Below are 20843 nucleotides of genomic sequence, written 5' to 3'. Positions count from 1 at the left end.
CGGGACCGGCTCACACCCGGGGGGAGGGCTCCAGCAGTTCCTCCGGCCGGGCGAGCATCCGGCGGGCGGCCCGGCCCGGTTCGAGGATCGTCCGGGCCACGACCCAGCCCGCGAGGGCCCGCGGTTCCGCCGGGGCGTCGGCCAGGACGTCGGCGTACCGCATCAGCGCGGCGGCCGCGTCCCCGGCGGCGAGGTGCTCGTCGGCGGTGCGCGGGACGGCGGGGCGGGTGGCGAAGGCGTGGGTGCGCACGTCCGGCCAGACGGTTCGGTCGCGCCGGAAGCGGAGGTCGGAGGGGCCGGCGGCCGGGGCGGGCACGACGTTGCGCAGCCGCCACTCGGTGCGGTGCAGGGCGGCGGCGGTGCGGGCGCGGGCCAGCGCGGCCGGTGGGACGTCCTCCCGCAGCCAGCCGTCCAGGGTGCGGGCCAGCCCCGACACCAGGGCGCGGCCCTCGACGGTCAGCCGGCCGCTGGTCAGCAGGGTGCGCACGGCCAGGCGGCTCTGCAGCCGGCGCAGGGCGAAGAAGTAGCCGGCGCGCTCCACCGCGTCGGCGCCGCGCGCGTCGGTCAGCCGGTCCCGCCAGAACCCCGCGACACCGGTGAAGGCGTAGGCGCCGTGCAGCAGGCCGGTGAGGTGGCGGGGGTCGGTGCGCCAGGGGGCGTAGTAGCGCTCGGCGCGGTCGTCGTCCAGCAGCGGGAACAGGTGCAGCAGGGCGGCCAGTTTGCTGTGCTGGAGCTCGTGCACCAGCGTCTCGGCGAGGGCGAGCGCGGAGGCCGGGCGGACGATGAGCATGCCGCCGAAGGAGTCCCCGCTGGAGGCCGACACCTGCACGAAGGGCAACGGGGGCGGGCTGACCCCGGTCCGCCCGAAGGGCACGATCGCCCGGATCATCGCCGGGTGCACCCGCCCCGGGCCGGGCGTGCCCGGGCGGGTCAGGATCCGCGCGGCCTCGCCGAACAGCCGCTGCCACTCCCGCGCCTCGTCCTCGTCGAGGCGGGCGGGAGGCAGATGGTTGTCGAGATCGCGATAGGGGTCGAGGTCCTCTAGCGCCACGGCGACCGGGGCGGTGCCGTCGGGGCCCTCGTGGGTGAGGGTCCGCAGCGCGAGCCAGGCGCCCCCGCCGGTGCCGTCGTCATCGCCCAGCGGACGGCAGGTCACCCGCACCGAGCCGGTCGTGCGGCCCGGCCCGGTGACCGTCAGCACTCCCGCGGCCGTCGTGGCCCGGCCGACCGTCAGTCCCTCGCGCGCCCCGGGTAGGCGCACCATGCCGAGACCGGGCAGCGGCAACCGCCCGTCGGTGAGGGGGACGTCGAAGGCCGTCTCCAGGCCCGCGTGCAGGGACGCCGAGAGGGCGAGCGCGCTGAAGTGGCCCGCCTCCGCCCACAGCGGCGGCCCGGCGGCGGTGCCGTGGACCCTGCGCAGCATGTGGGAGAGCCAGCCGCCGGTCGGTGGGGCCAGCAGCAGCCGCTCGACCGGCTCGGGCGACGTCTCCGCCGCCTCCTTGAGCACCCGCCAGGCCTCGGCGGCCGGGGTGAGGGGGGTGGGCAGGGCATCGAGGTGACCGAGGAGGGTGCGCAGCAGCAGCAACCGCCGGGCCCGTTCTGCCCGTTCGAGAAAGGCGACGGCCGCTGCCGAGCCGCCTCCGGCGGCCAGCTCCGCGAAGAGCCGGTCCGGCATGCGGAAGGGAGCGAGGTGCTGCTCTCTGGTCATCGTCGCGGGCCTCCGGTCGGTTGGCGGACATGCACAGGGCCCGGTGCGCGTGCGGGTGTCGCACCGGGCTTCGGCCGTCGGGAAGGTCGGCGGCTAGTCGGCTCGGGCGCCCGAGCCCTCACCGCTTCTCATGCTGCTGCGGGCGCGCAGTACCTCGGTCAGCAGGCGCGTGCCGTAGGGCAGGGCGGGGAGACGGTCCACGGCACTCAGGGGCAGTGCCGCGAGGTCCGCCAGATCGGATTCCCAGACGTCGGTCCCCGTCGTGGCAACGGCCGGTACAGGTGCGGCGGCTCCGGCGTGGTGCAGAGCGGGCGGCTGGTCCAAGATGCTCCCCCTTCTCGCACGGTGGCACGCGATGCCCCGTGTCTTTCCATCATGGCCAATACCCCCCGGGGCGAAAACCGTACGATCACGCCACTGATCATCACCGGTCACGCCGATGCGGCGGACCGGGCGCCAACGCGGCGATCGCGGCCGAGAGTTCCTCTGCCAGTTCCGGATCGTCGTCGAGGGACACCACGGCGTCGAACAGGTCCCACAGTGCCTCCGGTGACCGCCGGGCGAGCCCGCCCAGGATGTTGACGACGTCGGTGCGTGCCTTGCTGTGGCGGCGGAGCACTGCCGTGACACGGGGGTTCAGCGCGGCGACGACCGTCTGCCGCTCGTCCGGGTCGTGCATCAAGGGGTAGGCGAGGAGGGCCTCCACCGCCCGCAGCGTCGCCGTGAGCGGGCGCGCGGCGGCGGGCGGTACGGCCGGGGGCAGGGTTTCGGTGCGGTCGGCTCCCTGGAGCCGGATCTCGGGGTGCTGAAGGGTACGGCCCTCTTCCCTGAGGGCCGCGATGCGCTCCCGAACGGCCGGAAACAGTTCCTCCGGATCGGGCGGGGCGGGCAGCACGGCCGCCCGGTCGGCCAGCAGACCGAGCAGGACGTCGGAGAACAGACCGGTCGCGCGGACGGGGTCGTTGGCCGCCACCCTGCCCCGGCCGGCGGCGCGCAGCACCGTCTGCCGGTGGGCGTGGCCGGGCCGGCCCACCGGCAGCGCGTCGGCGGGCAGCGCCTCCTGGAAGCCGAGGTCCTCCTCGAACGTCTCGCAGGCGTCCACGATCCACATCTGCTCGCGCAGTCCCGGCACGGCGTCCCCGGAGAACCGGGCGAGCGCGGAGTCCAGGTCGATGCCCACTTTGTCGGCGACGCCGGCGTCCGCGCAGAACAGCCGCAGCCGCCCGGCCCGGTCCAGCACACCGTGGCCGCCCCACCACACCCACAGCATCTCGCCCTCGGCGAGGGAGAGTTCACGCACCAGGACCCGGCGCAGGGTGGCCCGGTCCGCCCGCTCGTACGGGACCCGCGGGTCGTAGGACGGCAAGGGCGCCAGATGCAGCCGCAGGTGCGACTCCGGCACCCCGGCGTCGCGCAGCAGCCGACGGAACCGTACGGCGTCCCGGGCGGGCCCGGACAGGCGCCAGGCGTCGCCTGCCTCGTACGCCTCGATCCCGACGATGAGGGCGTGCACCCGAGCGGGGTCGACGGGCGGGTCCGGGGCGGTCACGGCAGGTGGTCCGCGATGTGGCGGTACACGGCCGGGTCGGTCCAGTAGGCGCTGTGTGCCGCGGGGAACGGCTGCCCGCTGTCGACGGCGACATCGGTGACCCGGCCCGGGAAGAGCCGCGCGCCCACGTAGCCCAGCAGATCGCGCGGGTCGTACAGGTTCAGCCAGGCGGGGACGTGCCCGGGCAGGGGCGCGGGGTGTTCGAGGCAGGGCAGCGCACCCGTCTCGTACAGGAAGGGTCCCTGGGAGCCCGCGGTCACCAGGAGCGCGACCTGCGGCAGCGGGGCGGAGATCAGCGTGTCGAGGGCGATGACGCCGCCGAGGCTGTGGCCGACCACGGCGACGGGCGGCTCGAGACCGGCGACGAGGGTGCGCAGGCCGGCGCGGAAGGCCTCGCCCCGGCTCAGGTAGCGCAGGATGTCACCGGCGGCGGGGTGGGCGGCCTCGGTGAGGGCGCGCCGGCGGCGCTCGACGGCGCGTGCGGCCACACCCCCGGCCGTGCGCAGCAGAAGGGAGCGCAGTCCTCGCTCCGCGCCCTGGGGCGGCGCTCCGAGGGCCTCGGCGATCCGGTCGGTGACGGCGTCACGGGTCTCGCCCGTGGGGATGAGCGGGGAGTCGGCGTCGAGGGCGTCGGCGATGATCCGCGCGGTCAGGGAGCGGGCCGCGAGGACGGCGAGGTCCGCCGGGCCGAGGGTGTCCGCCGCGGGGCCGAGCAGGGGGTGGGCGGCCAGGGCGGTGCAGGCCCGGGGCAGCCCGGGGCCCAGTTCGGCCGCGGGGGCGTCGCCCCGGGCGGCCAGCGCGGTGAGCAGCGCCCGCAGCGGCTGCTGCGGCGGGACGGTGCCGGGCGGGCGTTCGGCGGCCGGGGCGGACCGGGCGGCGGCCAGGGCCAGTTCGGCGTACGGGTCGTCGTAGAGGAGGGCCCATCCCGCCGTCGCCTCGTCGCCCGGGTCTCCGCCGAGGGCGCGTGTGGTGCCGGACCGGGACGGCAGGCTCGCTCCGCCGGCCGCGAGCGTGGCACCGTGTGCCGCGCCCCAGGGGTAGGGCAGGACGCGCGGCCCGTCACGGTGTGCGGCCAGTCCGGCCGTCACCCGCTCGACCAGCGCGGAGAGACCCGGCTCGCGGACCCCGGTCCCATGGACGAGGACGACCGTCGTCATACGCCCCCTCTGGCCGGATTGCCGTTGCGAGAGTCAACTTACCCACATCGCGGGGAAGTTGAAGCCTGGCAGTCAGGCGCAAACGGCCCGCGGCCCGGGAGATACCGGGCCGCGGGCCGTGCGGAGGTGCGCAGCGCGTCACCTGGGCAGCCGCGCGTCACATGGGCATGGGCGCCACGTCGCACTCGATGCGGCGGCGCTGGCGCGCGGCCTGGAGCCAGGGGTGGTCGCTGCGCAGGGCCGCGGCGAAGCCCTCCACGGCCTTGCGCTGGAGGACGTCCGCCTCGTCTCCCCGTCCGAGGCCCCGCAGATCGAGGGCGAGGTTGGAGGTGCAGGCGAGGGTGAGGGGGTGGTGCTCGCCCGCCACCTCGGTCAGCAGCGGCAGGCTGGCGGAGTCGATCGCGTGCGCCCGCTCGAAGTCGAGCCGTGCGTAGGCGGTGTTCGCCTGGCCGATGCCCACGGTGAGCGTGATCATGTGGTGCGGGCCGACCGTGTCGTTCAGCCGGCGCACCACGTCGTCCTCCACCTCCTGCGCGATGTCCAGCGAGCCCAGAGTCCGCTGGGTGGCCGCCAGGTTCGCCCGGGTCACCAGGGTGTGCGCGTGGTCGCCGCCGAGCCGTCGCACCAGCCGGGCCACGGTGGACTCCGCGATCCGCAGCGAGCCCTCCAGGTTCCCGGCCAGACGCCGGTCGACGACGACGTTGGTCGCCGTGGTGAGCGAGTCGAGGTGCTCGTCGCCGTAGCGGGACTTGAAGTGGAGCAGGGTCTCCTCGGCGAGCTTCGCGCCCTCGGACAGATCACCGTCCCGGCGGCGGCAGACGCCGAGGGAGCGGGCGATGCGCAGGGTCAGGGGGTGCTTCTCGCCCAGCGCGGTGAGCGCCTGGCGGTAGACGTCCTCCTGCCACTCGCGCGCGGCGGAGTAGCGGCCCGCCTCGCCCATGTCGATGCCGACGCAGTGCATGGTGTTGAGCGTGAAGAAGCTGGTTCCGCCGAGCAGCAGGTCGCGCTGGCGGGCGGTCTCCTGGTCCAGCGACAGCGCTTCCTCGAACTCCCCGCACAGTCTCAGGTCGACGCCCCAGCTGTGGCTGGCCCGCAGCGTGGCCGGGTCGTCGGGCCCGAACAGCGAGCGGGCCAGTTCGGTGGCCTCCTTGCCCAGGTCCCGGGCCTCCTGGAAGCGGCCCTGGTAGCGGTGGGCGTCGGACATCTCGCACAGGGAGTCGATGAGTTCCTCCGGTTCCACCTCCATCCGGCGGGACACCCCGAGCGCCTTCTCGGTCAGCGGGATCGACTCGGCGATCTGGCCGACCTGGCGCAGCAGGAAGGCGAAGCCCTTGGTCATCCGGACGACGTAGATGTCCTCCTCGCCGGAGGCGGCGAGCCAGGCGCTCCAGGCCTGCCGGCCGAAGGACGCGGCGCCCTCGTGGTCGCCCCAGTAGTAGAGGAACCACATGGTGTCGTAGACCAGGTCGCGCACATAGGGGTCGGTGCTGGTGACCGCCTGGGAGGCGAGGACGTGGGGCAGCAGCGCCTGGTAGTCGCGCCACTCCTGGGAGGACCCGAACGGGCCGCGGTTGGCGGCGGACAGCAGCTGGTGGGCGGCGTCCCGCATCCGCTCGCGTTCCTCCTCGCTCAGCTTGGCGAGGAGCACGGTCTGCAACAGGCGGTGCATCTGCAGGGTGCCCTGGCGCGAGTCGACCTTGATCAGGGAGAACTGGCTCAGGTCGCGGATGGCGCGGTTCAGTTTGATCGGCTCGCGCAGCATCGGGTCGACCTGCGGCGTGATGTTGACGCCGCGGCTGCTGCGCAGGATCGACCGCGGGATCGGCTCGGGGGCCATGCTGGCGCAGATGTCGAGGAGCTGCCGGGCGCCGGGGTTGTTCTCGCGGATGCGCTCCAGGGAGATGTCCCAGGCGGCGGCGACGGAGACCGGGTAGTCGGGGCTCTGCTCGATCTCCAGGATCTCCGGGCTGCGCTGGGCGAGCAGGTCGAGGTACTCGTCGACCTCCATGCCGGTGACACCGAGCCAGGCGCCCGCCTGCTCCACGGCGAGCGGCAGGTCGCCGAGTGCTTCGGCGAGGCGGTCGGCGTCCTCCCGCGGCAGGTCCGTGGCGCGCTTCTGGAGCAGTTCGATGGACTCGTCGCGTTCGAAGACGTTCACCGGCAGGGAGGTCGCCACCCGTTCCCAGCCCCGGTTCCGGGAGGTGACGATGACCTTGCCCGGGCCGTTGTGCGGGAAGTAGCCGCGCACCGCCCCGATGTCCTCGGCGTTGTCGAAGACCAGCAGCCAGTTGTCGTACGGCGTCCCGGTGCGCAGGGCCTCCAGTACGGCGGGCACGGCGGTGTTGGCCGCGGCGGCGCCCAGGCTGTCCTGGCCGGCCGGGGCGACGCCCAGCTGGGTGGCGAGGGAGGACAGCGCGGCCAGGATGAGGCTCTCGCGCTCGGCCGGGATCCAGCAGATGATCCGGTAGTCACGCTGCCGGGTGTAGATGTACTCCAGCGCCAGCTGGGACTTTCCGACGCCACCGAGGCCGTGCAGGGCGTTGGGCAGCACGGCCGCGGTGTCCTGGGCCGCCAGCTGCTCCTCCACGGCCCTCAGCAGCGCCTGCCGGCCGACGAACGAGGTGTTGCGCATGGGCACGTTCACCAGTAGGGCCGGCGTTGCGGTCGTGGTGCGCTGCATGAGCGGCTCTGCCTCCGGGGTCTGTGGTGGTCGGTGCGCCTCGGCCGTCTCCGACGGCGCGGATTCTCCAGTCGGATCGGAGATTCCCGAATCCGGGTTACCGCCCGCTGGGCTGGATGGAGTCGTTTCGCCCGGGTTTTTCACCTGTGGGGGTGGGTGGGCGGACGTGATGTTGTCCACCTGTCCGGCCGCGGGGGGCAGGTTCCCGGACAGGTTCGGTTCGATGCGCCTGGCCCGGTCGGAGTAGGGACCCGACAGGGCTCGCATCACGGCCAGTTCGCTGCGGGCCCAGCCGGCTTCGGCCGGGTCGGGCAGCCGGGTGCGCAGCGGGTCGCGCAGCGCCGCGCGCAGGGCGACGCCCCGCTCCCCGGCGGCGGGCAGCTCGCCGACCACGCTCACGGTGCGGGCGAGCTGGCTGCGGGTGGTGGTGGCGAGCAGTGCCTCGCGGACACCCTCGGCGAACTCGGGGCGCCCCTGCTGTCCGCCCTCCCAGTCGATCAGCCCGCCCATGAGGATCTCGGCGAGGTGATCGGGGCCGGTCTCCGGCATGACGCGCCTGCGCAACTGCTCGACCAGGTCGAAGTCGAAGGGGATGGCGGCCAGTTGGGTGGCGAGCCGGCGGGCGGAGGGGGTGGCGAGGCTGGAGAAGCGCCGTACGGCGGCGGTGGCGGCGCGCGGCAGCCGCGGGGCGCGCAGACCGGGCGCGGGCGCCCCCTTGCTGAGGGTGCCGGCCAGCACCACGGGCAGCGAACGTCGCACGCCCCGCCCGCCGGTGACCAGATCGGACCAGGCGGCGAGGGAGGCGGGTTTCAGGGAGAGCACCGGGACGGCGACGGAGGCGTCACCCGCCTCGGGCAGCGGCCGCATCGGATCGGGGCCGCCGGGCGGGGCCCAGTGCCCGAGGGCGCCGTTCGGGGCTCCGAAGCCGCCGGCCTCCAGGACGGCCGGGTACGGGTAGAGCGAGGACCGGTGGCGCAGGTGCGGCGGCAGCAGGTGGACCAGGGCGGTGGGCCCGGCGTGGGCGAGGCGGCCGAGGAGTTCGTCGGCGGCGGTGGCGGCCCAGCCGTGGGCGAGTCCGTCGGTGACGACGAGGAAGATCCGGCTGCCCCGGCCGTCGAGCAGTTCGGCCGGGTCGGCGACGGCCCGGCCGGTGGGCCAGCGCAGGGTCGCGGCGCCGGTGCGCGGCACGGTCGCCCGGATGGTGCGCACGCTGCGGAAGGCGCCGCTGTGCTCGGCGGCGCGGGCGAGGCGTGCGGCGCTCTCCTCCCAGATCCGCATGGTGGGGGCGTCGTCGAGCAGCAGCACCAGGTCGAAGGCGGAGACCCGGGCGGGCCGCAGGAACGGCATCCACAGTCCGTCGGCGAGGCCTTGCTCGGCCGTGGTCTCCTCGTCCAGCTCCAGGCTGCTGCGCGAGGGGACGCGGCGGGCCAGGTGGTGCAGGGCGCGCGCGAGCAGGGCGGTGACACGGCCGGGGCCGGACGGGTCGGGTTCGGCCCGGGGCAGCAGCGGCGGCCCGAGGTGCAGGGTGAAGCCGCCTTCGGGGTGGGGTAAGAAGCGCTCGGCGGCGCGGGGCGCGACCCGGTCGGCCTTACGGGCCGCCGCGCCGTCGCTGGCGAGGGAGGCGGCCCCGTCGTCGGCCGGGACCGGCGCCGGGACGCGGCCGGCCGGTGACAGCTCGGCCTCCGTCCCGGCCGGAGTGTCCTGGTCGTCGGGGGCGGGCCGGTGCGGGAGGGCGTCGTCGTCCGCCGTGGGTGGGAGCGGTGGCTGTTCGCCCTCGGCGTCCCGCGGGTGTCCGGTCTGCGCCTTCACGGCCGGCCGGTCCTCGTCGCCGGGGCGGTCGTACCGGCTGCGGTGCGCGGCGAGCCATACCGCGTCGGCGAACTCCTGCCAGCGCGGGACGCAGTCATCGGGAGCGGCGGGGACCCGGTCTCCGCGCTCGCCCTCGGGCGGCTCGGGGTACACCGAAGGAGGCGGCGACGATCCCGATGCGGGATCCCCGTCGCCGGGTCCGGATGCGCGCTCCCGGGTCATCAGCGGCCCTTCGCGAGGTCGCGGAGCAGCAGTTCGACGAGCTTACGCCCGTCACCGTCGGCCTGGAAACCACCCGCGGTAGTCATCTGGACAGCGTTGAGCAACTGGTCGAGGGAGTGGACCCCACCCGCCTGGACCCGCTGAACGAACAGGTCGACGAGGTCTTCGGTGCCTCGCGGCCGGAGCCCGAGATGGCCCTCCACCATGGCCAGTAGTTGCTCCCGGGTGGGGGTGTGCATCTCCATGGGCAGACAGCGGCGGCGGAAGGCGGCGGGGAATTCCCGCTCCCCGTTGCTGGTGATCACCACGACCGGGAACTCCCGGCACTCGACCCGTCCGCCGCGCACCACGGCCCGGCGCCCCGGGTCGCTGGTGTGCACGTTCGCCGCGTCGGCGGCGTCACGCACCAGCTCCGGAACCTCATAACTTCCATTCTCCAGAACGTGCAGCAGGTCGTTCGGCAGGTCGATGTCGCTCTTGTCGAGTTCGTCGACGAGGAGCACCCGGGGCCGTTCGTAGGGCAGCAGGGCGGTACCCAGGGGCCCCAGTGTAATGAACTCGCCTATTACCGGCGCAAGTTGGCGATCTTTTGACACGTCCGAGTTGACGCTGTGTTCGCCGTCCGTTTCGAACACCGGCTCCGGCCGTGCCGTGTCCCGCAGTCCGGCCTGCCAGGCGGCGATGGCCTGGGCGCGGCCCATGGCGTCGTGGACGTACAGGCCGTCCCGCAGGCTGGTCCGGCTCACCACGTTCCACTCCAGGACGCGGCCGAGGCCCAGCTCGCGCGAGATCAGATAGGCGAGCGTCGACTTGCCGACGCCCGGCGGGCCGGTGATCAGCAGCGGGCGGCGCAGCAGCAGCGCGGCGTTGACCGTCTCGATCTGCTCCGCGTCGAGCTGGGGGGTGAGGCCGCCGGGGCCCAGGCGGCGCAGCGCGGCCTCGGCGTCGTCCGGGGGTGCGGCCTCGGCCGGGCCGCCGCGGAACCTCCGCCAGGGTGGCGGGTCCGGCAGCACGGGCGGCTCGTCCCGCGGGTGTCCGGTGGCGTGGAAGACCCGCCAGTCGTCCGCGGCCGTCCGTTCCTGTGCGCTCATGCCGAAGCCTCCTAGCTCAGCTGGCGAGATCGCCGGGGTCGGTGGCCTGGAGGTCGACGACGCGTGTGGGGTCGTCCCACAGGAATCCGACGTTCCGGGCCAGATACTGGACCGCGTCCTCCGCGCCGCTCTCGGCGTTCAGACGCATGCGGTGCATGACGGACGGAAGCCGCACGGGCATGCTGACGGCCGCGAACACCGCGGTCACCACTTCGCGCCTCTCCTCTTTGAACACGCCTCTGCGGTCCCAGACGGCCAGCCCGACCCCCTCCGCGATCGCCGCTTTGAGCGCCTCCAGGGCCGGCGCCCGGGTCGGCGCGTCCAACAGCACCGCCGTTCTTCTGGATTCCCCGGCGAGCGCGATCTGCCACGCGCGAAGCCGGCGGGCGTCCGCTTCCCGCCAGGCGTGCACCGTGATCCCGTGCTGCTTCAGCGCTGCCCAGCGCCGCTGCCACTGCTGCCGGACCACGGCGTTGTCCGTACGCATCCGTTCCAGGCTGCGTAGGTGCACCCCGTACCGCAGGCTGAGCGGAGTGGGCTCACCGTCGCCCACGGCGAACGTCAACCCCGCCACATCGTGGTTCATCAGATCGTACGGAAGGAGGAACTCTATGTACGCAGACGGCTCCTGGAGGCCGCCCGCGTCCGGTTCGCGCGGCACCAGCCAGAGTTGGGTGCCGCGCCGCAACGCCCGGTCCACCGCCCGGCCCAGGTCGTCCAGGGGGATGGTGTCCGGCTCACCGGGGCGGGGGTCCCAGCGGCCCGGGGTCGCGTTCGTCCAGGTCCGCACCACGACGTCCGAGCTGCCGTCCCGGGCCGGTTCGACCGCGACGACGAGGGTGCGGGGGATGTCGGGCGACCACACCACCTCGGCGCGGCGCTCCCGCCGCCTCGCCAGCTCGGCGGTCAGGCCCGCGCGTGCGGTCCAGTCGTCGACCCAGCCGGTCAGCGCCAGTCGGTGCTCGACGGTCCTGGCGAGCCGGGCCGCGTGGTCGAGCAGCAGGACGACCGGCGGCAGACCGTCGTCCTGCACGTTCCATTCGAGCAGGTGGGCGAGGAGCTGCTCGGGGGCGAGTCCGTCGGGGAGGTCCAGGCCGGCGAGTTCCTCGGCCAGACCGTCCCGTAAGCGTGCGGCGGGCAGGTCGCCACGGGAGAGCGCCACGCGTGCGCTCTTCTCGTCCTCCCTGGACAGCGGTCCGGCCAGGAGAGGGGCAGGGGCGATCAGCCGGTCGAGTTCGTCTCCGGCCGGGGCTCCCTCCAGGATGCGCACCACCCCGACCAGTACGTGCTCCCCGCCCGCCACGCTCAGCGCGGCGGTCACCAGACTCACCACGTCCTCGCGGAGCTTGACCCCGCGGATGTCCACCGGGCGGTGGAGCTGGCTCCCCAGCAGACTCGCGAACTGCACCCGGCTCGGGGCGTCCTCGACGCAGCCCAGCTCGCAGAGCACGTCGGTGAGCTGTAACAGCAGCTCGAAGTCCGGCTGCTGTCCGGATGTGCCGCCGAACTCGCCGGGCGCCGTACCTGTCCGCACCGACTTTCCCCCTGAGTCGGTTCACCTGCCTGACCGACCAGCGAAGTTAGCACGGCTACCAGCGGTTAACCAGGGACGAATGGGAACGGAAGGGCGACGTCCGGCCAGGAGTGTCCCAGGCGGGACAAGCCTGGCCGGAATCGTGCGCCCTGGCCGTTCACAGCCGCGGGTCGACCGGCTCCGACTCCAGCGCCAGCACCCCGAACACCGCCTCGTGCACCCGCCACAGCGGCTCGCCCTCGGCCAGCCGGTCCAGGGCCTCAAGGCCCAGCGCGTACTCGCGGATCGCGAGCGACCGCTTGTGGTTGAGGAACCGCGAGCGCAGCTTGGCGAGGTTCTCCGGGCGGGTGTACTCCGGGCCGTAGATGATCCGCAGGTACTCGCGGCCACGGCACTTGATGCCGGGCTGCACCAGGCGGCCCTGGCCGTCGCGGACCAATGCGCCGACCGGCTTGACGACCATGCCCTCGCCGCCGCGGCCGGTCATCTCCAGCCACCAGTCGACACCGGCCCGCACCGACTGGGGGTCGGCGGTGTCGACGTAGAGGCGCCGGGTGGTCCGGAGCAGGCCGCTGCCGTCGTGCTCGACGAGCCGGTCCAGCAGGGCGAGCTGCTCGTCGTGCGGCAGCCCGGCGAGGCTGCGCCCCTGGACCGCGAGGATCTGGAACGGCGCCAGGCACACGCCCTCCAGGCCGTCGGTGGTCCAGCAGTAGCGGCGGTAGGCCTCGGTGAACGCGGCGGCGTCGGCGGCCCGTTCGCGGGTGCGGGCCAGCAGGCCCGCCACGTCGACGCCGCGCGCCGCCGCGCCCTGGAGGGCGCCCAGTGCCTCCGGGAGCACCGCGCCCGACGCGGCGCCCACGGCGGCGTACTGCGACCGCAGCAGCCCGGACGCCTTCAGCGACCAGGGCATCAGCTCGGCGTCCAGCAGAAGCCAGTCGGTGGCCAGTTCGTCCCAGAGGCCGGCCTCGCCGATCGCCGTGCGCAGCCGGTCGAGGATCTCCCCGGTGAGGGCGTCGTCGTCGAGGAAGGGGCGGCCGGTGCGGGTGTAGAGGGAGCCGCTGGGCCCGTCCACGCCGAACCGCTGGCGCGCGGCCTCCGCGTCGCGGCACACCAGGGCCACCGCCCGCGAGCCCATGTGCTTCTCCTCGCACACGACCCGCGCGACACCGTCGTCCCGGTACTGGGCGAACGCCTCCTCGGGGTGCTCCAGGTAGCCCTCGACGCGGCTCGTGGCCGTCGGGGCCATGGTCGGCGGGAGGTACGGCAGCAGCCGCGGGTCCACCGCGAAGCGGCTCATGACCTCCAGGGCCGCCGCCGCGTTCTCCTCGCGGATCGAGACGCGGCCCTGGTGCCGGGTCTCGACGACCCTGCGGCCCCGTACGTCCGCCAGGTCCAGCGGGCGGCCGTCGTGCCCGCCGGGTGCCTCGGAGCGCAGCGGCTTGGCCGGCTCGTACCAGACCTGCTGGGCCGGGACGTCGGTCAGTTCGCGCTCCGGCCAGCGCAGCGCGGTGAGCTTGCCGCCGAAGACCGCGCCGGTGTCCAGGCAGATGGTGTTGTTGAGCCAGGTCGCCTCCGGCACCGGGGTGTGGCCGTAGACGACCGCGGCCCGGCCCCGGTAGTCCTCCGCCCACGGGTAGCGCACGGGCAGGCCGAACTCGTCGGTCTCCCCGGTGGTGTCGCCGTACAGGGCGTGGCTGCGGACCCGGCCGGAGGTGCGGCCGTGGTATTTCTCGGGCAGACCGGCGTGGCAGACCACGAGCTTGCCGCCGTCGAGGACGTAGTGGCTGACGAGGCCGTCGAGGAACTCCCGCACCTCGGCGAGGAACTCCTCGCTTTGGCCCGCCATCTGCTCGATGGTCTCGGCGAGGCCGTGGGTCTGCTGGACCTTGCGGCCGCGCAGGTACCGGCCGTACTTGTTCTCGTGGTTGCCGGGCACGCACAGGGCGTTGCCGGACTTCACCATCGCCATCACGCGGCGCAGTACGCCGGGGCTGTCCGGGCCGCGGTCGACCAGGTCGCCGACGAAGACGGCCGTGCGGCCCTCCGGGTGGACCCCGTCGACGTAGCCCAGCTTGCCGAGCAGCGCCTCCAGTTCGGCGGCGCAGCCGTGGATGTCGCCGATGATGTCGAACGGGCCGGTGAGGTGGGTGAGGTCGTTGAAGCGCTTCTCGGTGACGATCGTGGCGTTCTCGACCTCGTCCACGCCACGCAGGATGTGCACCTTGCGGAAGCCCTCGCGCTCCAGGTGCCGCAGGGAGCGGCGCAGTTCGCGAGTGTGCCGGTGGATGACCCGGCGGGGCATGTCGGCGCGGTCGGTGCGGGCCGCGTTGCGCTCGGCGCACACCTCCTCGGGCACGTCGAGCACGATCGCGATCGGCAGCACGTCGTACTGCTTGGCCAGGTCGATCAGCTGGCGGCGGGCGTCGGACTGCACGCTGGTCGCGTCCACGACCGTGCGGCGGCCGGCGGCCAGGCGCTTGCCGGCGATGTAGTGCAGGACGTCGAAGGCGTCCCTGGTGGCGGCCTGGTCGTTCTCGTCGTCGGAGACGAGGCCGCGGCAGAAGTCGGAGGAGATGACCTCGGTGGGCTTGAAGTGCCTGCGGGCGAAGGTGGACTTGCCGGAGCCGGTGGCCCCGACCAGCACCACCAGGGACAGGTCGGTGACGGGCAGCACGCGCCCCTGCGTCTCGTCGGTCATGCCGCCTTCGCCTCCTTCGGGCTGGACTGGGTGAACACGGCCATCTGGGTGGGCGGCCCCACCTCGGGGTCGTCGGGGCCGACGGGCTCGAACGTGACGCCGTAGCCGTGCCGTGCGGCGACCGCTTCGGCCCAGGCGCGGAACTCGGCCCGGGTCCACTCGAAGCGATGGTCGCCGTGCCGGACGTGACCGGCCGGGAGGGACTCCCAGCGCACGTTGTACTCGACGTTCGGGGTGGTCACGAGGACCGTCCTCGGGCGCGCCGAGCCGAACACCGCGTACTCCAGGGCGGGCAGCCGGGGCAGGTCGAGGTGCTCGATCACCTCGCTCAGCACGGCGGCGTCGTAGCCCTTGAGCCGGACGTCGGTGTACGCCAGCGAGCCCTGGAGGAGCCGGACGCGGGAGGCCTGCCGCTCGCCCATGCGGTCCAGCTTCAGCCGCCGGGAGGCGATGGTGAGGGCGCGCACGGACACGTCCACGCCGACGATCTCGGTGAAGGCCGGGTCCTTGAGCAGGGTCTGCACCAACTGGCCCTGCCCGCAGCCGAGATCGAGGACCCGGGCGGCTCCGGACTGCCGCAGCGCCGTGACGATCGCCTCGCGGCGCCGCACCGCCAGCGGGGTCGGCTTCTCCTCGGCCTCGGTCTCCGCCTCGACGGCGTTGTCGATCTCCTCGACCGCGCTGTCGTCGGTCTCGGCGAGCCGCACCAGTTCCAGGCGCTCGGTGGCCTGCCGGGTCAGCGCCCAGCGGCGCGAGAGGTAGCGGCTGGTGATCAGCCGCTGCTCCGGGTGGCCGGGCAGCCAGCCCTCACCGGCGCGCAGCAGCTTGTCGACCTCGTCGGGGGCGACCCAGTAGTGCTTGGCGTCGTCGAGGACGGGGAGCAGGACGTAGAGGTGGCGCAGGGCCTCGGCGACGGTGAGCGTGTCCGCTTCCAGGACGAGGCGCACGTACCGGGAGTCGCCCCAGGTGGGGAACTCGGTGTCCAGCGGCACCGGTTCGGCGCTCACGGTCCAGCCGAGCGGCTCGAAGAGCTTGCCCACCAGGCCGGGGCCGCCGCGGGCGGGCAGGGCCGGCACCTCGACGCGCAGCGGCCTGGCCTGGCCGGGCAGCTCCGGCCTGGCATGGCAGACGCCCTTCATGGCGCTGGAGAAGACGCTGCTCAGCGCCACGGCGAGCAGGGAGGAGGCCGCGTAGGGGCGGTCGTTGACGTACTGCGCGAGAGCCGCGTCCGGGGCGCCACCGCGGCCCTTGCCCTTGCCGCGCCTGACCAGTGCCACCGCGTCGACCTCCAGCAGCAGCGCCGCCGTGCAGCGCCCGGCTTCGGCCTCGGGGTAGAGGACGTGGGCCGTGCCGTAGGAGGTGGAGAACGCCTGCGCCTTCTCGGGATGCTTGTGCAGCAGGTAGCCGAGGTCGGTGGCGGGGCGTTCGGGAGTGCCGGTGGTGGTGATCGTCAGGAACATGCGGAGGGCCTCTCCGGCTGGGTGGACGTTTCCGTGCCCGTGCGAGAGCCCCCAGGAAGAGTGATCCTGGGGGCTCGGCAGGACAACGTCCTCAGCTTCGCACACCTGTGCCCACCAGCGCCTTCGGTTATCGAGGGCGGTTCGGCGGGCCCCGCTACGACAGCTGCGACTGCACCTGCGCGGAGATCAGCTCCAGGTGGTCGAGGTCGTCCAGGTCGAGGACCTGGAGGTAGACCCTGCTCGAACCGGCCTCGGCGTAGCGGCCGATCTTGTCGACGACCTCGGACGGGGAGCCGGCCAGGCCGTTGAGCCTCAGCTCGTCCACCTCGCGGCCGATCGCGGCGGCCCGGCGGGCGATCTCCGCCTCGTCCCGGCCGACGCAGACCACGAGGGCGTTGGAGTACGTCAGGTCGTCACCGGCGCGGCCGGCCTCCTCGGCGGCGGCACGCACCCGCCCGAACTGGCGCGCACTGTCCTCGACGGAGGCGAAGGGCATGTTGAACTCGTCGGCGTACTGGGCGGCCAGCCGCGGGGTGCGGGACGGGCCGTGACCGCCGACGAGCACGGGGATCTTCCGCTGCGCCGGCTTGGGCAGGGCGGGCGAGTTGGTGAGGTCGTAGTAGGTGCCGTGGAAGTCGAAGGTCTTGCCGGGGTCGGTCGCCCACAGACCGGTGACGATCTCCAGCTGCTCTTCGAGCCGGGCGAACTTCTCCTTGGGGAAGGGGATGCCGTAGGCCTTGTGCTCCTCCTCGAACCAGCCCGCGCCGAGGCCGAGTTCGACCCGGCCGCCGGACATCTGGTCGACCTGGGCGACCTGGATGGCGAGCACGCCGGGCAGCCGGAAGGTGCCGGCGGTCATCAGGGTGCCGAGCCGGATGCGCTTGGTCTCGCGGGCGAGTCCGGCCAGGGTGATCCAGGCGTCGGTGGGGCCGGGCAGGCCGTCCACGCCGCCCATGCGCAGATAGTGGTCGGAGCGGAAGAAGGCGTCGAACCCCAGGTCCTCGGTGGCCTTGGCGACGGTGAGCAAGGTGTCGTAGGTGGCCCCCTGCTGGGGCTCGGTGAAGATGCGAAGATCCATGCCTCCATCCTGCACGCCGTGACGTGCGATCAAGGGATCGGTCCCCCGTCCACGCCGGTCCCCGGTCGGGTGAAAATACGTCAATAGCGCAGCCGCCGTCCGGCCAGGCCAGTGACCGGCCCCGACGGTGATCGTTGGCTCGGGCGGAGCCGGAGCCCCCGGCTTCCGCGCCGGGGGGTGGACCGCCGGGGCGTCACCCGCGCCGGCCTCCCCGGGGGCCGGGGGCCGAGGAGGCCGTCATGTCCGAAGAGAGCGTGCCGCACCAGGGCGGGACCGGGCAGCCCAAGGGGCTGTTGCAGCAGATGGAGGAGCTGATGGCGGCGTTGAACGCGGAATTGTCAGTGTTGGACGCGGATCTTCAGGCGGCGGGGGACGCGGATCTCAGAGCGGTGGGGAATCCGGCTCTCACGGCGGTGGAGGATCCGGCTCTCAGAGCCATGGAGGGTCCTGCCCTCGGGGCGGCGGGGGACGGCGGGCGCGGTGCCTCCGGGGAGGGACGGGCGGGTTAGCGGCGGCGAGTCAGGGGCTCGCGGGGGGACCATGGGCTCCGGGGGTCAGCGGGTCAGCGGGTCAGCGGGTCAGCGGGTCAGCGGGTCAGCGGGTCAGCGGGTCAGCGGGTCAGCGGGTCAGCGGGTCAGCGGGTCAGCGGGTCACGGGGACCATAGGCGGGTCTCCCGGGCCAGAGACTCGCGGGACAGGGAGACTCGCGGGGGCCATCTGCACCCGGGCAGGGGTTCGCGGGGGCCATGGGCTCTCACGGTGCCAGCGGCTCGCGGGGACCATGGGCTCCCGGGACAGAGGCTTGCGGGACAGGGACTCCCCGGGACAAGGGCGCGCAGGTCAGGGGCTCGTGTGGCCATGAGCTCACGGGCCAGCGGCTTGTGGGACAGGGCCTCGCGGGGACCATAGGCTTTCAGGCCAGAGGCTCGCGGGACATGGACTCGCAGAGACCATGGGCTCGTGGGACGGGGCTCCCCGGGTCAAGGGCTCGCAGGTCAAGGGCTCGCCGCCGGGAGGCTCGTGGGACAGGGGCTCGCCGTGTTCGCCTCATCCCGCCTCCCGCTGCGGCAGCGCCTGTTCGCGGTCCGCGAGTCTGCGGAGCATCTCCAGGACGCGGTCGCGGGACTCGTCCGCCGCGTCGATGGCCTCCATGCACTGCCAGTACGTGCCCTCGTCGCCCGCGGCGCTGGCCAGGGCGACCAGGGCGATGCCGACCTCGCCGAGGAGACCGCTCAGGTACATCAGGGTGTGGCGGGCGTCGCCCAACTCGGTGAGCTGGCCCGCCCGCAGCTCACCGGGGCCCAGTTCGGGCGGGTCGAGGACACCGCAGCCCCGGCCCGCCAGCTCCGTCAACCCCAGTGCCTCGCCGCGAAGTTCGGGTGGCCCGGCGACCGCCAGGCGGCTGCCGATGGCCTGCGCGAGGGCTTGCGCCTGCCACACCTCGGCCAGGGTCTCCCGCGCGTCGCCGCCCGCCGCCAGGGTCCGCCTGCTCGTCACGATGAGCCGCACCGCGTCCATGCGCTGCCCCCGTCTTGTCCGACGCGCTGCGCGCGTCCGTCTGCCCGCACTCCCTTGTTCACTACCCAGAGTGAAGGGGCGTGAGACGAAAAGCCAGAGGAAGGCGGAAAATTGCGGACAACAATTCGGATTCGAGCCGCAGTTCAGCTACGCAGCGTACAAGTGGACTTCATCGCTCCAGGCGACGGAGGCGGGCGGACGCGTCAGCCGAGGGGACCTGCCCCTAGATCGGGAACCTCCCCTCGTTCCGGTCGATCTTCGCGTTCAGCGCGGCCAGCGGGTCGATGCCGAGCACCTCGCACAGCTGGAGCAGATACGCGAGCACGTCGGCGACCTCGTCGGTGACGCGGTGCGCGGTGTCCGGGTCGGCCATGACGTCGGCCGACTCCTCGGGCGTCAGCCACTGGAAGATCTCGACCAGTTCGGAGGCCTCCACGCTGAGCGCGGCGACCAGGTTCTTCGGGGTGTGGTAGCGCTGCCAGTTCCGCGCGGCCGCGAATTCGGCCAGGCGCCGTTGCAGCGCGGCCACGTCCAGGGGATCAGTCACGGTCCAGGTGTACCACCGTGGCTCCCCGCGTCCCGGCGGCCCAGGAGCCGTCGCTGACCGCGCCGACCAGCCGGATGTGCCCTCGCTCGCACATCCGGGCCGCCAGCCGCAGCAGTTCCCGGCGCTGCCGTTCGTCCAGGCCCCGGTCGAAGCCGTCGGCGAGGACCGTGAGCGTCTGGAGCGCGGCGGGCACCTCGCCCGCCGGGTCGACCGCCAGTACGCCCGGCCCGGTGAGCAGCACCAACGTGAGGGCGACGTAGCGCAGTTCGCCGTCGCCGAGCCGGCACAGGTCCGTGGCGAAGCCGTCGCCCCGGTCGAGCACGGCGCGGATCGCCCCCGTGGTCTGCTCCGCCCGGGCGAGCACATCCGCCACCGGCCCGGCGCAGCCGGCGCGCACCGCCGCCACGAACTGCGCGTGCCGTCGCCCGCACTCGGCGCGGGTGCGCCACAGCACGTCGGCGAGATTGCCGCAGCCGCCGAGGAGATGGCCGGAACCGGCGGTCACCGGGTCGCGCATACGGGCGGGCTCGGGGTCGCAGGAGAAGGCCGAGCGCAGGGCGACGACCATCTGCTCGGCGGCCGCCAGCACCCTGCGCTGCCCGGGTGTCTTGCCCGCCACGCGCAGCGGCAGCAGGGCGGTGCCGAGCCGGTCGTCCGGGAGCGGGCCGCGGGTCACCGGGGTCGGTCCGGCCGTATGCCAGGCGGCCTGCACGGCACGCTTGCCCGGGTCGCGCAGGGCGGTCTCCAGCAGGATCAGCCCGTCGGCGGACAACCGCTCGCCGACGAAGCGCAGTTCGGGTTCGGCCTGTACGGCCATGTCGAGCCGGACCGGGCCCGCGGGGCCGTCGGCGGTGCAGCCGATGCGGAAGCCGCGGCGGCGTTGCGCGTCGGGCCGGGCCCGTTCCGGTACGCAGGCGACGGGGTCGGGGAACGCCTCGCCGAGCGGCGCGCCGCCCCCGAGCCGGGCGAGGGCCTCGTACGCCCGCAGCGCGCTGGTCTTGCCGCAGCCGCTGGGTCCGGCGAGGAGGGTGAGGGGCCCGAGCGGGAGCGCGGCGCGGCGGTGGGTGGTGAAGGCGGACAGGCGCAGTTCGGTGATGCGGGGGCGGTCGGGCAGGGCGGGGTGGGTCATGTCCGGACGGTAGGGCTCCGTATGCAGGACGAACCGTTCCGTCTCCGGCGGCTTCCTACGATCGAGCTACGGTCGTGGCTCCGGTCACGGCGGCGGTCCTGTCCATGGTCACACCCGCAGCCACGCCCGGAGTCACACCCCGGGGAGGCCCGCGCCCTCCATCAGTCCGGTCACCTCGGTTCCCGACGGCGTGAGCAGGAAGACATTGCGGTCCACCCGGTGCATCCCGCTCGCCAGGCCGAAGACAACGCCCGTACTGAAGTCGAGGACGCGCTTGGCGACCTCCGTCTCCGCGCTGGTGAGGTCGAGGAGGACGGGCACGCCCGCCATGAGCCGCTCGGCGACGTCGCGGGCGTCGGAGAAGACGTTCACGCGCAGGACGACGAAACGGCGGCGGGTCTCCGTCTCGGCCTCGGGTATGGACCGGTGGCCGACGGCGGACGGCCAGGCGTCCCGGCCCCGCAGCGGTACGACCTGGGCGAGCCCCTCCCACTGTTCGTCGGTGACATCGTGGCTGTTCACCGGCATGCTCCGTCCTGGATCGCACGTGCTGTCTGCATCATGCAATTCTTGCGCAGAGTCACCCGTTCGGCTCAACAGCGACACGCTCCGCGACCTCATTGCACCTCACAACGTCCGGAAGGCGGCTGTGTGACGGGCGTA

15 protein-coding genes are annotated in these 20843 nt (G+C 73.7%); 1 reads left to right on the top strand and 14 read right to left on the bottom strand.

Annotated elements, in window-relative coordinates; translation table 11 throughout:
• Positions 1-10 precede the first annotated feature (10 nt).
• The 10 genes from ACFZDE_RS24045 to ACFZDE_RS24000 form a co-directional block, all read right to left on the bottom strand.
• Positions 11-1708: an aKG-HExxH-type peptide beta-hydroxylase gene (locus ACFZDE_RS24045; protein ID WP_391202811.1), complete on the bottom strand. Its 1698-nt coding sequence runs from the start codon at positions 1706-1708 to the stop codon at positions 11-13.
• Positions 1709-1801: 93 nt separating this feature from the next.
• The gene (locus tag ACFZDE_RS24040) at positions 1802-2032 is read right to left on the bottom strand and encodes a hypothetical protein (RefSeq protein ID WP_390994340.1); all 231 of its coding nucleotides are present in this window, start codon (positions 2030-2032) and stop codon (positions 1802-1804) included.
• Positions 2033-2132: 100 nt separating this feature from the next.
• The gene (locus tag ACFZDE_RS24035) at positions 2133-3257 is read right to left on the bottom strand and encodes a caspase family protein (protein WP_391202808.1); all 1125 of its coding nucleotides are present in this window, start codon (positions 3255-3257) and stop codon (positions 2133-2135) included.
• Positions 3254-4414: a hypothetical protein gene (locus tag ACFZDE_RS24030; protein WP_391202805.1), complete on the bottom strand. Its 1161-nt coding sequence runs from the start codon at positions 4412-4414 to the stop codon at positions 3254-3256. Before ACFZDE_RS24030 ends, ACFZDE_RS24035 begins: the two co-directional genes overlap by 4 nt.
• Positions 4415-4571: 157 nt before the next feature.
• On the bottom strand, positions 4572-9125 hold the full coding sequence (gene fxsT, locus ACFZDE_RS24025; protein WP_391202802.1) for an FxSxx-COOH system tetratricopeptide repeat protein: 4554 nt from the start codon (positions 9123-9125) through the stop codon (positions 4572-4574).
• Positions 9125-10216, bottom strand: a complete 1092-nt coding sequence (locus tag ACFZDE_RS24020; RefSeq protein WP_391202799.1) for an AAA family ATPase — start codon at positions 10214-10216, stop codon at positions 9125-9127. Before ACFZDE_RS24020 ends, fxsT begins: the two co-directional genes overlap by 1 nt.
• A gap of 16 nt (positions 10217-10232) precedes the next feature.
• Entirely contained in the window at positions 10233-11750 is a 1518-nt protein-coding gene (locus tag ACFZDE_RS24015) for a hypothetical protein (protein WP_391202796.1), read from the bottom strand.
• A 157-nt stretch (positions 11751-11907) separates the two neighbouring features.
• Positions 11908-14448, bottom strand: coding sequence for a polynucleotide kinase-phosphatase (locus tag ACFZDE_RS24010; RefSeq protein WP_391202793.1), 2541 nt, complete (start codon positions 14446-14448; stop codon positions 11908-11910).
• Positions 14445-15908, bottom strand: a complete 1464-nt coding sequence (locus ACFZDE_RS24005; RefSeq protein WP_391202790.1) for a 3' terminal RNA ribose 2'-O-methyltransferase Hen1 — start codon at positions 15906-15908, stop codon at positions 14445-14447. Before ACFZDE_RS24005 ends, ACFZDE_RS24010 begins: the two co-directional genes overlap by 4 nt.
• Before the next feature lie 154 nt (positions 15909-16062).
• Positions 16063-16986 (bottom strand): TIGR03560 family F420-dependent LLM class oxidoreductase, encoded by a 924-nt coding sequence (locus ACFZDE_RS24000; protein WP_391202787.1) that lies wholly within the window; start codon positions 16984-16986, stop codon positions 16063-16065.
• A 239-nt stretch (positions 16987-17225) separates the two neighbouring features.
• On the opposite strand from ACFZDE_RS24000, the gene ACFZDE_RS23995 reads away from it, so the two are divergent.
• Positions 17226-17495: a hypothetical protein gene (locus tag ACFZDE_RS23995; protein ID WP_391203719.1), complete on the top strand. Its 270-nt coding sequence runs from the start codon at positions 17226-17228 to the stop codon at positions 17493-17495.
• Between the two features lie 538 nt (positions 17496-18033).
• Here ACFZDE_RS23995 and ACFZDE_RS23990 read toward each other — a convergent pair.
• The 4 genes from ACFZDE_RS23990 to ACFZDE_RS23975 all read right to left on the bottom strand — a co-directional run bounded on the left by ACFZDE_RS23990 (position 18034) and on the right by ACFZDE_RS23975 (position 20708).
• The gene (locus tag ACFZDE_RS23990; protein ID WP_391202784.1) at positions 18034-18504 is read right to left on the bottom strand and encodes a DUF6099 family protein; all 471 of its coding nucleotides are present in this window, start codon (positions 18502-18504) and stop codon (positions 18034-18036) included.
• A gap of 223 nt (positions 18505-18727) precedes the next feature.
• The gene (locus tag ACFZDE_RS23985; protein ID WP_390994350.1) at positions 18728-19051 is read right to left on the bottom strand and encodes a MazG-like family protein; all 324 of its coding nucleotides are present in this window, start codon (positions 19049-19051) and stop codon (positions 18728-18730) included.
• Positions 19044-20180 (bottom strand): ATP-binding protein, encoded by a 1137-nt coding sequence (locus tag ACFZDE_RS23980; RefSeq protein WP_391202780.1) that lies wholly within the window; start codon positions 20178-20180, stop codon positions 19044-19046. The genes ACFZDE_RS23985 and ACFZDE_RS23980 overlap by 8 nt, the downstream gene beginning before the upstream one ends.
• Before the next feature lie 132 nt (positions 20181-20312).
• A complete protein-coding gene (locus tag ACFZDE_RS23975) occupies positions 20313-20708 on the bottom strand; it encodes a cell division protein SepF (RefSeq protein WP_390994352.1) in 396 nt (131 codons plus the stop codon).
• Positions 20709-20843 lie beyond the last annotated feature (135 nt).

Origin of the sequence: Streptomyces sp. NPDC007929 (genome assembly GCF_042959065.1) — a bacterium.
Lineage (GTDB): Bacteria > Actinomycetota > Actinomycetes > Streptomycetales > Streptomycetaceae > Streptomyces.
This window is presented reverse-complemented; position numbering and strand designations above follow the sequence as displayed.

What these genes read in the sequence shown, in the direction of transcription:
- ACFZDE_RS24045 (WP_391202811.1), bottom strand. Translation starts at nt 1,708, where the DNA reads ATGACCAGAGAGCAGCACCTCGCTCCCTTCCGCATGCCGGACCGGCTC.
- ACFZDE_RS24030 (WP_391202805.1), bottom strand. Translation starts at nt 4,414, where the DNA reads ATGACGACGGTCGTCCTCGTCCATGGGACCGGGGTCCGCGAGCCGGGT.
- fxsT (WP_391202802.1), bottom strand. Translation starts at nt 9,125, where the DNA reads ATGACCCGGGAGCGCGCATCCGGACCCGGCGACGGGGATCCCGCATCG.
- ACFZDE_RS24020 (WP_391202799.1), bottom strand. Translation starts at nt 10,216, where the DNA reads ATGAGCGCACAGGAACGGACGGCCGCGGACGACTGGCGGGTCTTCCAC.
- ACFZDE_RS24010 (WP_391202793.1), bottom strand. Translation starts at nt 14,448, where the DNA reads ATGACCGACGAGACGCAGGGGCGCGTGCTGCCCGTCACCGACCTGTCC.
- ACFZDE_RS24005 (WP_391202790.1), bottom strand. Translation starts at nt 15,908, where the DNA reads ATGTTCCTGACGATCACCACCACCGGCACTCCCGAACGCCCCGCCACC.
- ACFZDE_RS24000 (WP_391202787.1), bottom strand. Translation starts at nt 16,986, where the DNA reads ATGGATCTTCGCATCTTCACCGAGCCCCAGCAGGGGGCCACCTACGAC.
- ACFZDE_RS23995 (WP_391203719.1), top strand. Translation starts at nt 17,226, where the DNA reads ATGTCCGAAGAGAGCGTGCCGCACCAGGGCGGGACCGGGCAGCCCAAG.
- ACFZDE_RS23990 (WP_391202784.1), bottom strand. Translation starts at nt 18,504, where the DNA reads ATGGACGCGGTGCGGCTCATCGTGACGAGCAGGCGGACCCTGGCGGCG.
- ACFZDE_RS23980 (WP_391202780.1), bottom strand. Translation starts at nt 20,180, where the DNA reads ATGACCCACCCCGCCCTGCCCGACCGCCCCCGCATCACCGAACTGCGC.
- ACFZDE_RS23975 (WP_390994352.1), bottom strand. Translation starts at nt 20,708, where the DNA reads ATGCCGGTGAACAGCCACGATGTCACCGACGAACAGTGGGAGGGGCTC.